Annotated in this window: 12 protein-coding genes and 2 pseudogenes; 6 read left to right on the top strand and 8 right to left on the bottom strand. The window is 64.4% G+C overall.

Going from position 1 to position 14040, the window contains the following annotated elements; genetic code table 11:
- Positions 1–14: 14 nt before the first annotated feature.
- Positions 15–1811 (bottom strand): PE family protein, encoded by a 1797-nt coding sequence (locus tag ACLP4W_RS26700; RefSeq protein ID WP_442390380.1) that lies wholly within the window; start codon positions 1809–1811, stop codon positions 15–17.
- Between the two features lie 183 nt (positions 1812–1994).
- Here ACLP4W_RS26700 and ACLP4W_RS26705 point away from each other — a divergent pair.
- Positions 1995–2625, top strand: a pseudogene (locus tag ACLP4W_RS26705) (NADPH:quinone oxidoreductase family protein); the annotation flags it as partial.
- 4 nt (positions 2626–2629) lie between these two features.
- Here the strand turns inward: ACLP4W_RS26705 and ACLP4W_RS26710 are convergent.
- The 5 genes and pseudogenes from ACLP4W_RS26710 to ACLP4W_RS26730 form a co-directional block, all read right to left on the bottom strand.
- Entirely contained in the window at positions 2630–4111 is a 1482-nt protein-coding gene (locus ACLP4W_RS26710) for a PE-PPE domain-containing protein (protein WP_442390398.1), read from the bottom strand.
- Positions 4112–4204: 93 nt separating this feature from the next.
- Positions 4205–4471: pseudogene (locus ACLP4W_RS26715) on the bottom strand (PE family protein); the annotation flags it as partial.
- A gap of 60 nt (positions 4472–4531) precedes the next feature.
- Positions 4532–6301: a PE family protein gene (locus ACLP4W_RS26720; RefSeq protein WP_442390381.1), complete on the bottom strand. Its 1770-nt coding sequence runs from the start codon at positions 6299–6301 to the stop codon at positions 4532–4534.
- A 232-nt stretch (positions 6302–6533) separates the two neighbouring features.
- On the bottom strand, positions 6534–7373 hold the full coding sequence (locus ACLP4W_RS26725) for a tyrosine-protein phosphatase (protein WP_442390382.1): 840 nt from the start codon (positions 7371–7373) through the stop codon (positions 6534–6536).
- 1 nt (position 7374) lies between these two features.
- Entirely contained in the window at positions 7375–8586 is a 1212-nt protein-coding gene (locus ACLP4W_RS26730; protein WP_442390399.1) for an acyl-CoA dehydrogenase family protein, read from the bottom strand.
- A 123-nt stretch (positions 8587–8709) separates the two neighbouring features.
- Here ACLP4W_RS26730 and ACLP4W_RS26735 point away from each other — a divergent pair, with 123 nt between their 5' ends.
- The 4 genes from ACLP4W_RS26735 to ACLP4W_RS26750 all read left to right on the top strand — a co-directional run bounded on the left by ACLP4W_RS26735 (position 8710) and on the right by ACLP4W_RS26750 (position 12088).
- Positions 8710–9171 carry a nuclear transport factor 2 family protein gene (locus tag ACLP4W_RS26735; protein ID WP_442390383.1) on the top strand — a complete coding sequence of 154 codons (462 nt, stop codon included), beginning with the start codon at positions 8710–8712 and terminating at the stop codon, positions 9169–9171.
- Between the two features lie 65 nt (positions 9172–9236).
- On the top strand, positions 9237–10331 hold the full coding sequence (locus ACLP4W_RS26740) for a Re/Si-specific NAD(P)(+) transhydrogenase subunit alpha (RefSeq protein WP_442390384.1): 1095 nt from the start codon (positions 9237–9239) through the stop codon (positions 10329–10331).
- A complete protein-coding gene (locus tag ACLP4W_RS26745; RefSeq protein ID WP_442390385.1) occupies positions 10332–10667 on the top strand; it encodes an NAD(P) transhydrogenase subunit alpha in 336 nt (111 codons plus the stop codon).
- Complete coding sequence (locus ACLP4W_RS26750; protein WP_442390386.1) at positions 10664–12088, top strand: NAD(P)(+) transhydrogenase (Re/Si-specific) subunit beta; 1425 nt, start codon at positions 10664–10666, stop codon at positions 12086–12088. Before ACLP4W_RS26745 ends, ACLP4W_RS26750 begins: the two co-directional genes overlap by 4 nt.
- A gap of 21 nt (positions 12089–12109) precedes the next feature.
- On the opposite strand, the gene ACLP4W_RS26755 is transcribed toward ACLP4W_RS26750, so the two are convergent.
- Complete coding sequence (locus tag ACLP4W_RS26755; RefSeq protein WP_442390387.1) at positions 12110–12235, bottom strand: hypothetical protein; 126 nt, start codon at positions 12233–12235, stop codon at positions 12110–12112.
- A gap of 162 nt (positions 12236–12397) precedes the next feature.
- On the opposite strand from ACLP4W_RS26755, the gene ACLP4W_RS26760 reads away from it, so the two are divergent.
- On the top strand, positions 12398–13069 hold the full coding sequence (locus ACLP4W_RS26760; RefSeq protein WP_442390388.1) for a TetR/AcrR family transcriptional regulator: 672 nt from the start codon (positions 12398–12400) through the stop codon (positions 13067–13069).
- On the opposite strand, the gene ACLP4W_RS26765 is transcribed toward ACLP4W_RS26760, so the two are convergent.
- Positions 13047–14040, bottom strand: a 994-nt coding sequence (locus tag ACLP4W_RS26765; protein WP_442390389.1) for a PE-PPE domain-containing protein, incomplete at its 5' end; no start/stop codon positions are given. The two genes, ACLP4W_RS26760 and ACLP4W_RS26765, sit on opposite strands and share 23 nt — an antisense overlap.

Here is a 14040-nt window from a genome sequence, read left to right on the forward strand (position 1 = left end):
GCAGAACATGTCGATCAGAAGGGACCGGGATGTGGTGTCCCTGTCAAGATCGTGGTGAGCGCATTCTCGATGACGAAGAATTCGATGCCGCCCGCGACCGTGGTCAGTCCAATGTTAGCTGCGATCGGTTCGCCGAACGCATTGATCAGTCCCTGAATTGGTTGGCCATCGACCGCTTGGGTGATCCCGTTCAGGAACAGGTTGACGTCATAAGACGGAAGTGACACTACAAGCGCAGTCCCGATGTCTGCCGTCGGCAGCAGCGTCGCGTAAGCGGTCGAGACATCGGTCACCAGGGTGTTGGAGATATTGGTGTTCGCCGACTCGATGCCCGAAATGATGCCGGTGATGGTGGACGGAATCGACGCCGGGGCAGGCAGGGTCAGTGCGGTGCCACCCGGTGATCCTGCTCCCGGAAGCAGGCTGGTCAGGCTCGACAGCGATTGGGCGGGCAGCAGTGGTGGTGCCAGGGCAGACAGGTCGCCGACGAAAGCGCCGATTCCCTGCTGTGTACCGCTGATCAGGTCGGGCCCCAGAGCCATGGTTGCGCTCAGCGGCGGCAGGAACCCGAACGGTGTCGGCACGTCGGCCGGTCCGGTCGAGTAACCAAAGTTCGGGTTGCCGTAGCCCCAGTTGACGAGGTACCTCAAATCGGGTTGGACCAGGTCGGCGAGCGGGTTCCCGATGACCGGGATCGCGCGCAGCGGGTCCAGCAACGGGAGATTCTGAGTGGGGATCAGCTCGTACGTGGTCATGGAGGGCGCCCCCGACTGCGTTAGCGGGAAAGCCAAAGCAAGCTGTTGGGGCGTCAGAGTTGCGTAGGTGCCATGCACGAATGCGATACCCAGGACCGCGTTAAGGTCGGCAAAAATATCGATCGGATACTGCGGGAAGTCGGCGAAGCCGTCGTATTCGAGCGTCCAAATGGTGGTCGGGAAATCATTGCTAGGCGTCGCGCCGCCGAATGTGACACCTATACTCGGAAAGCTCAGACCGGGGAAACGCGATAGCAGGCCGCCGTTCGGATTGAGCTCATCACCGGTCAGGGCGAAGGACACCTGCACCGGCGCCCCCCCTTGGCCATTGGTAAAGCCCTCGGCCAGGAGTTTCGGCATTTCCAGTGAAGAGAGGATCGCGCTCTGCGAGACACCGAAGACGGCAACAGACTGGTTGGTGCCGGGGTGAACCGCCAGGTTAATCGCGTTGTCCAGCTGCGTGACGCCGCGGGCCAGGGAAATATCCAGTGTCAGGTCCTTGACACCGCTAAACGGATATAAACCCTCGGGCGTGGACACGGCTTGAAGCGGGCCGGAGAAAATCGGGCCGCCGTACAAACCGGACAGGTAGCGGCTGAAAACGTTATTCATGAAGGTCGAATTCGGTGTCGCAGTGCCGCTCCCCGACATGATCAAAATGGCATTGACGGCCGGGTCTGCCGCCTGTGTTACTGCCGTGACCGCCGGGCTACCCGCACCGCCGCCGCCAAGCAATGCCTGGGCGTCGGCTTCGACGGTGCCCAGCAGGTTAGACGCCGAGGCTTCGGCTCCGGCGTACGCGTTCCCGGCAGCGGACAACGCCGAAACGAACTGATCGTGGAATGCGGCTGCCTGCTGCAGCAGGCCCTGATATTGCTGGCCGTACGAGCCAAACAGCTTTGCGGCCGCCGCTGACACCTCATCGGCGGCCGCTGCCGCCACACCGATTGTCGGGCCCGCGGCGGCCGCTTTGGCCGCGCCGATCGCCGATCTAATTTCCGCTACGTTCCCGGCGGCCGTGTTGATCAATTGCGGTTCGGTGAGCAAGCCCGTCATCGGCTGTTCCCTTCGCGACCAGGGGTATTCGTCTGTGATACCGACGCCGCTGTGAAACCGATGACGCGGCGAACCCGGCCATCGCGGTGCCTGCACTAGGTAGCTTAGAGCGACCTCGTTAATATGTCTTCGATCTACCTCTGTTCTCGATTATCTCGACCGCCCATTCCGTGTTGCTGCCGCCCTATTATTCGCGGGATGGAAACCGCGGGCGTCGTCCGGTCTGCGCCAGCTACGTCGGGATTCCGGTGGGCGAGCGGGTTTCGGCGTTCGGGGTTCTCGGCGGCTACGCCGAGCCGGGTGGCTTTTCCGGTGGCCACGTGGTCCGCAGCCCGGCGGAACTCGATGACGCTGAAGCGGTTTCGCTGTTGGTGACTACAACACCATGTACTTCGCGCTTGCTCGCCGCGCCGCAATGCGGCCGGGCGACACCGTGCTGGTGCTCGGTGCCGCCGGTGGGTGGGCACGGCGGCCATCCAGATCGCCAGAGAAATGGGCCCGGCCTTCGACGACGCGATTCGCGTCCTGGCGATCGACGGCAAGCTGCTGGTGATCGGCTTCGCCGCGGGCGGCATCCCCACCGTCAAGGTCAACCGGCTGCTGCTGCGCAACGTCAGCGTGATAGGCGTCGCGTGGGGCGAGTACCTCAACAAGGTCCCGGGTTCAGCGGCCCTGTTCTCCTGGGCTAGGCCAATTGGTTTTCTTGGGGTTGAGACCGCCTCCGCCGCAACGCTATCCGTTATCGGAAGGCCAGGCGGCTTTGCAGAGTCTGGCCGATGGCGGTGTGCTAGGCAAGCTGGTGCTCGAGCCTTAGGAACCTACAGCGACACCGTCCCGGGCGGCGCCGGTGCCGTGCCCCTGATGTCGTCAATGATCTGTGTGGCTGCATGCTCGAAGACTCGGGCCTCGAACCCGCCGAAGAGCGTCACCAATGCCGTGTCCGCAGCCAGCGGAGCGCCGAATGCATAAATAAGGCCCCCAACGGGATCCCCCTCAGCTATCTGCTCTACCCCGCTCAGGAACAAATTGACGTCATAGGACGGCACAGAGGTCACGAGCGCGTTAACGACATCAGCTGTCGGAAGCAGAGTCGAGTACACCGCCGAAGCTGAACCCGAGATCGCATTACTGATATTGGTGTTCGCCGACTGCAGGGCCGTGATAAAGCCGTCGGGCGAGGACAGGGCCGACGTCAGCCCCGTCACACCCGCCGACAGGTAACTGGACGCATTCGTCCCCAAAGTTCCGATCGTGGACGTCACGTCGGACAGTGAAAGGGTCTTGGGGATCCCATACCTGATGTCGTGCCAGAAAGCACTCACCCCTTGCTGGGCCCCAGTGCCCAGAGCGCTGAGAACGTCGTGTAAGGGAACCGGCGGGAGCACCCCGAACGGCGTGGCAACATTAGGCGGACCGGTTGACCAACCCTGGGTGGTGCTGCCGTAGCCCAAGTCGACCAGCACTGTTAAGTCCGGTTGGAGCAGGTCTGCGATTGGATTGCCGATGACCGGTATTGCACGCACCGGATCCAAAAGCGGCAGACCCTGCAGGCCTGGAGCCAGAAGATCCGAGGTTGGGATGATGAAGTATTCGGTCTGGGTGGGGCCGGCCGTATTCGTCAATGAAACAGCGTTCGTGAGCTCCGTGGGCGTGAGGAACGGATATTGGCCGTGCAAAGTGAGGATGCCCAAAAAGGCGTTGAGATCGGACAGGACGTCGATCGGGTATTGCGGGAAGTCGGCGAAGCCATCGTATTCGATCGTATCAATGCGCGTGGGGAAGGAATTGTCAGGCGTCGCGGTGCCGAACGTCAGGCCCAGACTGGGAAGGCTCAGACCCGGGAAGCGCGCGAATAAGCCGCCGTTGGGGTTGCTCGGATCACCGACGAGAGTGAAGTTCAGGTTTACACCGCTGGGTAGCAAGCTCCCGCCCAGCGTATTGGTGGGGTTGAGCGCCTGCATTTCCAGTGATGAGATGATGGCGCTCTGCGAGTAACCGAAAACGTTAATGGTGTTACCCGGAGTGGCTAATGACTGGATCGCGTTATTCAAGATCGTGAGGCCTTGGCTCAACGACGTGTTGAGGGGCAAGCTCATAACACCGGTAAGCGGATATAACCCCTCGGGCGTGTTTATGCCGATGTTGGTGCCGGTCCCCCAAAACGGGTTGGCGTATAAGGGCGGGATTCCGTCTATGTACTCCTGCGAGGGTATCGGGTATCCGCTGGCACCCAACACCAATGTGTAGATCGGGTCCCCCGGCGACATCGCTGGACCCATGGCCGCTGACGTTATGCCCATCAGCGTGTTGGCGGCGGGGGCGGCGTTGCCTCCCAGCAGCGCAAGGGCGTCCGTTTCGAGCGTGCCCAGTGCATTCGACGCGCTGGCCTCGGCTCCCGCGTAGGCGTTCCCGGCGGCGGACAACGTCGCAACGAACTGGTCGTGGAACGCGGCCGCCTGCAGCAGGAGCGCCTGCTACTCCTGGCCGTATGCGCCAAACAGTTTCGCGGTAAACGCTGACACGTCATCTGCAGCCGCTGCCGCGAGGCCGGTTGTCGGGCCCGAGGCGGCCGTCCTGGCCGCGCTGATCGCCGAACTGACTTCTGCGACATCTGCTGCGGCCGCTGCGATCAATTGCGGCCGCGTGATCAAGCTCGGCATCGGCTATTCCTTCACGACCACGTGCTTTTACCGGGCCACCGCGGGGCTGGTGCCAGTGAGCTAAAGACTCAATCCGAGTGCGTTCAACAGCACTTCAAGCTCGATACCACCTGCGAGTGTGAGCAATCCCGTGGAGGCCGCAAACGGAGCGACGAGTGCATATTCCAATCCGCCAAGAACGTTCCCGTCGAGCGCTTGCTGGATCCCGCTCAGGAACAGGTTGACGTCATAGGCCGGGATCACGGTAACCACGGCATTCACGATGTCTGCCGTCGGCAGCGCAGCTCCGTAAAGACGCGCGGCCGTAGACGAGATCTCGTTGGCGATATTGGTGTTCGCCGCCTGGATGGTCTCGATAATGCTGTCGGGCGATGATAGCGCGGGCGTCAGCGCGGACAGGTCCGCTGCGCCCGTTCCCGCCATCGATGTCAGCGAGTGGGAAAGGCTGGCCATCGACATACCCGAGGCTTCTGCGCTCATATCGCTCACGAAAGCGGTGGCCCCCTGCTGGGCCCCGGTGACCAGATCCTGAGCGATGAGGGCTTGGCTGACGTGCGGGAACAGCCCGAAATAGGTGGGCACATTCGCATAGCCTGTCGACCAGCCCTGGCTGGGGCTGCCGTAGCCCAGGTTGACGATCGTGGTCAGATCCGGCTGCAGCAGATCGGCGATCGGGTTGCCGATGACCGGTATCGCCCGCACCGGCTCCAACAGCGGCAGACCGTTCGGCGTGGTGATCATGGAGTAGGTAGTAACTCCGGTGTAACCCGGCGACGTCGGCAATGTCTGAATGGCGTAGCCAGGGGGAAGCGCCGACGGATTCAGATCCGGGTAGGTGCCGTGCACAAAGGCGATGCCCGCAAAGGCGTTCAGGTCGGAAATGAAGTTGATTGGGTATTGCGGGAAGTCGGCCCACCCGTCGTATTCAAGCGTGTAGATGTGGGTTGGGTAGATGGTGTTCGGGGGCGTCGCACCGTAGAACGTTATCCCCAGACTCGGGATCTGTAGAGGCTGACCCGCCGGGAAGCCCGGCCAGCGCGCCCAAAAGCCACCGTTGGGATTCATCTGATCACCCAGCAGGGTGAAGCCGAGTTGAGTTGCAGTCGGCGGGCTCGGGTTGAGCACGGGGTTCGCGAGGTTCTCCATTTCCAGCGAGGAGATGATGGCGCTCTGCGAGTAGCCCAAAACGGCAACGCTGTTTACCCCGGGCGTGGTGAGTTGCTGTTTGATCGCGCTGTCGAGAATCTGGAGGCCCTGCGACACCGAAGTGTCGATGGGCAAGCTCTTGAGAATAAGGGGATAGTAGCCTTCGGGAGTAAACAGGGCTTGGGGGTTGGCGATGGGCGCAAAGTTCTGGTTGACGTAGTTGAGAACGGCGTTGACGTAGCTTGGTGGAGGTATGGGCAGGCCGCTGCCGCCCATGATCAAACCGGTGGTCGGCGCCGTCAGCGGCGATGGCGGGTCCGCATACGGTAGTCCACCGGGGCCCGCACCGCCGCCGCCCAGCAACGCTTGGGCGTCGGCTTCGACGGTGCCCAGCAGGTTCGATGCCGCGAGTTCCGCTCCCGCATACGCGTTCCCGGCGGCGGACAACGCCGCGACAAACTCCTCATGGAATGCGGCCGCCTGCTGCAGCAGGCCCTGGTATTGCTGGCCGTACGCGCCAAACAGCGTCGCGGCGACCGTCGACACCTCGTCTTCGGCCGCTGCCACCAAGCCGGTAGTCGGGACGGCGGCGGCCGCCTTGGCCGCGCGAATCGTCGAACCAATTCCTGCCGCGTCTAATGCAGCCGTCGCTATCAGCTGGGGTTCCGTAAGCAAGCTCGTCATCGGCCGTCCCTTCCAAGCAGGGGTTCTCTTGGTACCGACGGCGCTGCCAATCCGATGACCCGGCGCATCGCTGAAGCCGGCACCCAGCCAGCTTAGAGCGACTGCCCGAGCGTGCGCGGGATTTTGTGCCAATCGTTTTCGCTCCATCGCGGGGCCTGGGTGCCCGGATGAACCGTTAGGGGATCAGCGCGATGCCGGCGGTGAGGGTTTGATCGCTTGCGGGGCAATCGGTTCAGGCGAGCAGTTCGTTGCGCAGGCGATCCAGGTCGTCCTTGGTGATGCCCGCGTCGCTCAGGTAGCCGGCCAGCGACCCGAACTCCTCGTCGATCGCTTGGCGGGCGGTGGCAAGGTACTCCGGGCGGACACCCAGGACCCCGTCGGACAGCCGGGCCTCGGTGAAGGTCACCACCTCCGGGGTCAGTTCGGTGTCCGAGCGTTGCTGGATCATCTCGTAGATCCGGGAACGAAGCTCGGATACGGCTTCGTTGCTGCGCAGAAAGTCGGCGACAATGGTGTCAAGATCGACACCGACCGTCTCCAGCACCGTCGCTATCACGAAGCCGGTGCGGTCCTTGCCCGCGAAGCAGTGCGTGAGCACTGGGCGCCCGGCGGCCAGCAGCGTGATGACCTGGCGCACTGCGCGCTGCGCCCCGTTGCGGGTCGGGAATTGCCGGTATTCGTCGATCATGTAGCGAGCCGCCGCCTCATCAGCCGACTCGCCGGAGTCACCGCCCTCACCGGTAAGCAGCCGCTGGAATGCGCTTTCGTGCGGAGCCTGGCCATCGGTCTCGGCCTCGTCCTCGCCCCCCTCATCTCCAAGGTCGGGGAACGGCAACAGGTGAACGTCGACGCCGTCGGGAACCCGTCCCGGCCCGCGCCGGGCAACCTCCCGGGTGGCGCGCAGGTCGGCGACGTCGGTGATCCCCAGCCGGCGCAACGTTGCCCGGCCGTCGTCGTCCAGGCGGCTCAACTCGCTGGACCGGAACAGCCGGCCCGGCCGCAGCGCGACAGCACCGTCTCCGACGTCGCGAAAGTTCCACGCGCCGGACAATTCCCGCACGGCCGCCGCCATGTCAGGTGACCGCCGCGGCGAACGCGGATTTCTCACGCCCCAACTCGGCGCGAGCGATGGAGCGCAGGTGCACCTCGTCGGGTCCGTCGAAGATCCGCATGGCCCGATGCCAGCCGTAGAGCCGGGCCAGCGGCGTGTCGTCGCTGACGCCGGCCGCTCCGTGCACCTGGATCGCGCGGTCGATGACGTCGCAGGCCACCTGCGGGGCCAGCGCCTTGATCATCGCGACCAGGTGGCGGGCCTCCTTGTTGCCGTATTGATCGATCGTCCACGCCGCCTTCTCGCACAGCAGCCTGGCCTGGTCGATTTCGTTGCGGGACTTGGCAATTGCTTGCTGCACCACGCCCTGTTCGGCCAGCGGACGGCCGAACGCCACCCGATTGCGGGCCCGGTCGACCATGAGGGCCAGCGCACGTTCGGCGCCGCCGAGGGCGCGCATGCAGTGGTGGATGCGGCCCGGTCCCAACCGGGCCTGCGCGATCGCGAAGCCGGCGCCCTCTTCGCCGAGCAGATTGGTGGCCGGCACCCGGACGTTGTCGTAGGTCACCTCGCAGTGGCCGTGCTGGTCCTGCCAACCGAACACCGGTGTCGAGCGGACAATCGTCACGCCGGGGGTGTCCATCGGCACCAGGATCATCGACTGCTGTTGATGGGACGCCGCATCGGGGTTGGTGCGGCCCATCACGATGAGGATCTTGCAGCGCGGGTCCGACGCCCCGGACGTCCACCACTTGCGGCCGTTGATGACGTAGTCACCGCCGTCACGGGCGATCGTGGTTTCGATGTTGCGGGCGTCGCTGCTGGCGACCGCCGGCTCGGTCATCGAAAAGGCGCTGCGGATTTCGCCGTTGAGCAACGGGTGCAGCCACCGCTCGCGTTGCTCCTCGGTGGCGAACATGTGCAGGATCTCCATGTTGCCGGTATCGGGAGCCGCGCAGTTGAGCGCCTCGGGTGCGATCTCCAGGCTCCAGCCGGTGATCTCGGCCAGCGGCGCGTAGTCCAGGTTGGTCAGGCCCGATTCGGCCGGCAGGAACAGGTTCCACAGGCCGCGCTCTTTGGCCTTGATTTTCAGTTCCTCGACGACCGGCGGAATGGTGTGGTCGTGCGGGCCGGCCTCGTCACGGTATTTGTCGTAGTCGGCCTCGGCCGGAAAGACGTACTCGGTCATGAAGTCGGACAGCCGCTTGTGGTAGTCGCTTGCTTTGGCCGACATCGCGAAGTCCATGTCCGTCACGATAGGACACGTGCGGTAAGGCGGCGCGAGCAGACGCAGAATCGTATGCCGGAGCGCGGATTCGTGCGATTCTGCGTCTGCTCGCGGTAGAAGATGGAGGCCATGACCGAATCTCTCCCGCCTTTTCCACCGTTCACCTACGAAACGGCACTCCAGAAGGTCCAGGCAGCAGAGGATGCCTGGAACACTCGTGACCCCGAACGCGTCAGCCGGGCCTACACGCCGGACTCGCACTGGCGAAACCGCGGCGAGCACGTCGTCGGCCGAGACGAGATCGTGGCGTTTCTGACTCGCAAGTGGCAACGCGAACTCGACTACTCGCTGCGCAAGAGCTTGTGGGACTTCCACGACAACCGCATTGCGGTTCGGTTCCAGTACGAGTGCCACGATGACACCGGCCAGTGGTACCGAAGCTACGGCAACGAGCTCTGGGAATTCAGCCCGTCAGGTTTGATGGCACGCCGCGAAGCCAGCATCAACGACGTGCCGATCGTCCAATCCGAACGCCGCTACTTCGGACCCCGCCCGGCGTCGGAACACGGCCAAGACATTCCGCTCTGGTAGCGGCGGTTAGTGTGGGCAGGCCGAAGTAGGGACTGGAACGTAACTAGAAAGTAGATATACGCGCCATGACAGATGCGCAGACGACGGTGGGGGTGGTCGCCGAGTCCGGGGCCGACGAGCGGCGCGTCGCGTTGGTGCCGAAGGCCGTCGCGTCGCTGGTTCATGGCGGCCTGGCCGTGGTGGTCGAGGCCGGTGCGGGCGAACGAGCGCTGCTTCCCGACGAGCTCTACACCGAGGCCGGGGCCACCATCGGGGACGCCTGGGCCGCCGACGTCGTCGTCAAGGTCGCACCGCCGAAGGCGGACGAGGTCGGCAAGTTGCGCAGCGGGCAGACGCTGATCGGCTTTTTGGCACCCCGCAATGCGGACAACTCGATCGAGGCGCTGAAGCAAGCCGGTGTGCAGGCGTTCGCGCTCGAGGCCATCCCGCGAATATCGCGAGCCCAGGCCATGGACGCCTTGTCGTCACAAGGCAACGTGGCCGGGTACAAGGCCGTGCTGCTCGCGGCCTCGGAGTCGACCCGGTTCTTCCCGATGCTGACGACGGCAGCGGGAACGGTGAAGCCGGCCACCGTTTTGGTGCTCGGCGTTGGTGTGGCCGGGTTGCAGGCGCTGGCGACGGCCAGACGGCTGGGCGGGCGCACCTCCGGCTACGACGTTCGTCCCGAGGTGGCCGACCAGGTGCGTTCGGTGGGGGCGCAGTGGCTGGATGTCGGGATTGACGCGTCCGGTGAGGGTGGGTACGCCCGCGAGCTCACCGAGGAGGAACGCGCCCAGCAGCAGCAGGCATTGGAAAAAGCGATCGCCGGATTCGACGTGGTGATCACCACGGCGCTGGTCCCGGGCCGGCCCGCGCCGCGCCTGGTGACCGCGGCGGCGGTGGAAGCGATGAAGCCGGGCAGCGTGGTCGTGGACCTGGCCGGGGAAACCGGCGGCAACTGTGAGCTCACCGAACCCGGACAGATCGTGGTCAAGCACGACGTCACCATTGCCGCGCCGCTGAACCTGCCGGCGACGATGCCCGAGCATGCCAGCGAGCTCTACAGCAAGAACATCACGGCGCTACTTGACCTGTTGATCACCGACGGCAAGCTGGCCCCGGACTTTGACGACGAAATCGTCGCGGCCGCCTGCGTGACCCGCTCCGGGGAGGAAACCTAGATGTACGACGAGTTGTTGGAAAACCTGGCGATCCTGGTGCTGTCCGGATTCGTCGGGTTCGCGGTGATCTCCAAGGTGCCCAATACGCTGCACACGCCGCTGATGTCGGGGACCAACGCCATCCACGGGATCGTGCTCATCGGCGCGCTGGTGGTGTTCGGAGCGGTCGAACACCCGTCGCTCGCGGTGCAGATCATCCTGTTCGTCGCGGTGGTGTTCGGCACGCTGAACGTCATCGGCGGCTTCATCGTCACCGACCGAATGTTGGGCATGTTCAAGGGGAAGAAACGCGCGCCTGCAAAGACCCAGCAGACTGAGGAGCCGGCGGCGAAATGAGCTACCTCGTCACCGTCCTCTACATCATCGCGTTCTCACTCTTCATCTACGGGTTGATGGGCCTGACCGGCCCGAGGACCGCGGTGCGCGGCAACCTGATCGCCGCGGTGGGCATGGCCACCGCGGTGGGCGCGACCCTGGTCAAGATCCGGCACACCGACCAATGGGTGTTGATCATCGCCGGCTTGGTCGTGGGCGTCGTGCTCGGCGTCCCCCCGGCGCGGTTGACCAAGATGACCGCCATGCCGCAGCTGGTGGCGTTCTTCAACGGTGTCGGCGGCGGCACGGTCGCGCTCATCGCGCTGTCGGAATTCATTGAAACGAGCGGGTTTTCGGCCTTCCAGCACGGCGAGTCGCCGACGGTCCACATCGTGGTGGCGTCGCTGTTTGCCGCGATCATCGGGTCGATCTCGTTCTGGGGTTCGACCATCGCGTTCGGCAAGTTGCAGGAGATCATCTCCGGAGCACCGATCGGCTTCGGGAGGGCTCAGCAACCGATCAACCTGCTGTTGCTCGCCGCCGCGGTGGCCGCCGCGGTGGTCATCGGCCTACACGCACATCCCGGCACCGGTGGAGTGTCGCTGTGGTGGATGATCGGCCTGCTCGCCGCCGCCGGGGCGCTGGGCCTGATGGTGGTGTTGCCCATCGGGGGCGCCGACATGCCGGTGGTCATCTCGCTGCTCAACGCCATGACCGGGCTCTCGGCAGCCGCGGCCGGTCTGGCGCTGAACAACACCGCGATGATCGTGGCGGGCATGATCGTCGGCGCGTCCGGTTCGATCCTGACCAACCTGATGGCGAAGGCGATGAACCGCTCCATTCCGGCGATCGTCGCCGGCGGCTTCGGCGGTGTCGGCGTGGCCCCCAGCGGCGACGGCGGCGGTGCTAAGCCGGTCAAGGCGACGTCGGCCGCCGATGCGGCGATCCAGATGGCGTACGCCAACCAGGTGATCGTGGTGCCGGGCTACGGCCTGGCCGTCGCGCAGGCCCAGCATGCCGTCAAGGACATGGCCAACCTGCTCGAGAAGCGCGGCGTTCACGTGAAGTACGCGATCCACCCGGTGGCCGGCCGGATGCCCGGTCACATGAACGTGCTGCTGGCCGAGGCCGAGGTCGATTACGACGCGATGAAGGACATGGACGACATCAACGACGAGTTCGCCCGCACCGACGTCGCGATCGTCATCGGCGCCAACGACGTCACCAACCCGTCGGCCCGCAACGACGCATCCAGCCCGATCTATGGCATGCCCATCCTCAATGTGGACAAGGCCAAGTCGGTGATCGTGCTCAAGCGGTCGATGAATTCCGGGTTCGCGGGCATCGACAACCCGCTGTTTTATGCCGACGGGACCACGATGCTGTTCGGCGACGCGAAGAAATCGGTGACCTCCGTCGCCGAGGAGCTCAAGGCGTTATAGCCTCGACCGGCCGCTGGATCGCTAAACCGGTGGATACGCGGGCGGCGGGTAGCCGTTGCCGTCGAGGACGCCGCGCAGACCCCAGGGGACGTACCGGAAGAAGAACTCGATCTCGTCGCTTGCGTCGTAGTCCGGATTCGGATCCATTGGTCCACCCCTCTGGTCGCGACTTGGTTCCCGAGTGAGTCTAGTCCCCTCCGCGTCGGTGCAACACCCGACGTCATGCATAAACTGTCCAACCAGTTGATTGACAATTAGCCTTGTCCGGGGTCCACCCGCCCCTGCCGGCAGTGACGATAGAGAGTACAGATGCCATCCGAGAACGGGCTGACGCGCCGCGAGGAGTTGCTGGCCGTCGCCACCAAGCTGTTCGCCGCCCGTGGCTATCACGGCACCCGGATGGACGACGTCGCCGATGTGATCGGGCTGAACAAGGCGACCGTCTACCACTACTACGCCAGCAAGTCGCTGATCCTGTTCGACATCTACCGCCAGGCCGCCGAGGGCACGCTGGCCGCCGTGCACGACGATCCGTCGTGGACGGCCCGCGAGGCGCTCTACCAGTACACCGTTCGCCTGCTCACCGGGATCGCGGCCAATCCCGAGCGGGCCGCCGTGTATTTCCAGGAGCAGCCCTACATCACCGAATGGTTCACCTCCGAGCAGGTCGCCGAGGTTCGCGAGAAGGAGGCCCAGGTCTACGAGCACGTGCACGGGCTGATCGACCGCGGGATCGCCAGTGGCGAGTTCTACGAGTGCGACTCGCACGTGGTGGCCCTGGGCTATATCGGGATGACGCTGGGCAGCTACCGCTGGCTGCGGCCGCACGGGCGGCGCTCCGCCAAGGAAATCGCTGCCGAGTTCAGCACCGCGCTGCTGCGGGGCTTGATTCGCGACGAGTCGATCCGCGAGCATTCCCCGCTCGGGCCCGCGCGAACCGGTGACGCCGCCGCGCAGGTCAGTTCAAGACCGGCGGAATGAGTTCAAGCACGTCCCCGACGGTGCCGCTCAGCACGGACAGCAGCGTGGTGCTGTGCTGGCCGGTGGAGAAATGCAGGCCCGGATTGATGGACGGAACCCAGGGGTAGGTGTCGGGGAACAAGGACGGCGACAACAATCCGGCTTCCACACCGATTTCCACCGCGGCGCCGTAGGGTCCCTGCACGGCCCCGATGGCCAGGTCAGGGATGACCACGAATGGGTTGGCTAACGAGAACAGCCCGGCCGGGGTGGGTATGTTCGCATAGTTGGCGCCGGGTCCGTAGTCGGCGTAACCCAGGTCGACGAGCACCCGCAAATCGGGCTGGAATATGTCGGCGATGGGAGGACCGGCGTAGGGGATGTCGCGAATCAGCTGCAGCAGCGGCAGGTTTTGAGTCATGAGCATGTAGTACTGGGTGCTGCCGGTGTAGCCCGGAGACGTCGGCAACGGCACGGCGTTGGCAACCTGGTTGGCCGTGAGCATGGGATACGAGCTGTGCACGAAGAAGTAACCCATGAAGGCGTTGACGTCGGACAGCACATGGAGCGGGTATTGGGGGAGGTCGGCGATGCCGTCGTACTGGCCCGTGTAAATCGTGGTCGGGTAGGGGGAATTCGGCGGGGTCGCGCCGTTGAACGCCACATCCAGGAATGGAATGTAGAAGCCCGGGAAGCGCGAGAGGATACCGCCGACGGGGTTGTTGGGATCACCAATCAGCATGAAGGACAGCTGGTTTGCATGGAGCGAGCCCGTTGCCATGAGGGCGGCTATTTCATCGGTGGCGATCGTGGCGCTCTGCGAGTAGCCGAAAACGAGAACGTTGTTTGACGAGCTGTTGAGTAGCCCGCCGGTACCTACGAGCGCGTTGTTCAGCAGACCCACGCCCTGAGCGACCGACTGGCCGAACGTCAAATTGCCGAGCAGAGGGGTGACCGGCCAGAACTGCTCGGGCGTGAACAGGCCTTGCACG

This window comes from Mycobacterium sp. (genome assembly GCF_052145595.1).
In the GTDB taxonomy this organism is placed as follows: Bacteria; Actinomycetota; Actinomycetes; order Mycobacteriales; family Mycobacteriaceae; genus Mycobacterium.

Coding starts and splice junctions, on each gene's coding strand:
- ACLP4W_RS26700 (WP_442390380.1), bottom strand. CDS start 1,811: ATGACGGGCTTGCTCACCGAACCGCAATTGATCAACACGGCCGCCGGG.
- ACLP4W_RS26710 (WP_442390398.1), bottom strand. CDS start 4,111: ATGGGCATAACGTCAGCGGCCATGGGTCCAGCGATGTCGCCGGGGGAC.
- ACLP4W_RS26720 (WP_442390381.1), bottom strand. CDS start 6,301: ATGACGAGCTTGCTTACGGAACCCCAGCTGATAGCGACGGCTGCATTA.
- ACLP4W_RS26725 (WP_442390382.1), bottom strand. CDS start 7,373: ATGGCGGCGGCCGTGCGGGAATTGTCCGGCGCGTGGAACTTTCGCGAC.
- ACLP4W_RS26730 (WP_442390399.1), bottom strand. CDS start 8,586: ATGTCGGCCAAAGCAAGCGACTACCACAAGCGGCTGTCCGACTTCATG.
- ACLP4W_RS26735 (WP_442390383.1), top strand. CDS start 8,710: ATGACCGAATCTCTCCCGCCTTTTCCACCGTTCACCTACGAAACGGCA.
- ACLP4W_RS26740 (WP_442390384.1), top strand. CDS start 9,237: ATGACAGATGCGCAGACGACGGTGGGGGTGGTCGCCGAGTCCGGGGCC.
- ACLP4W_RS26745 (WP_442390385.1), top strand. CDS start 10,332: ATGTACGACGAGTTGTTGGAAAACCTGGCGATCCTGGTGCTGTCCGGA.
- ACLP4W_RS26750 (WP_442390386.1), top strand. CDS start 10,664: ATGAGCTACCTCGTCACCGTCCTCTACATCATCGCGTTCTCACTCTTC.
- ACLP4W_RS26755 (WP_442390387.1), bottom strand. CDS start 12,235: ATGGATCCGAATCCGGACTACGACGCAAGCGACGAGATCGAGTTCTTC.
- ACLP4W_RS26760 (WP_442390388.1), top strand. CDS start 12,398: ATGCCATCCGAGAACGGGCTGACGCGCCGCGAGGAGTTGCTGGCCGTC.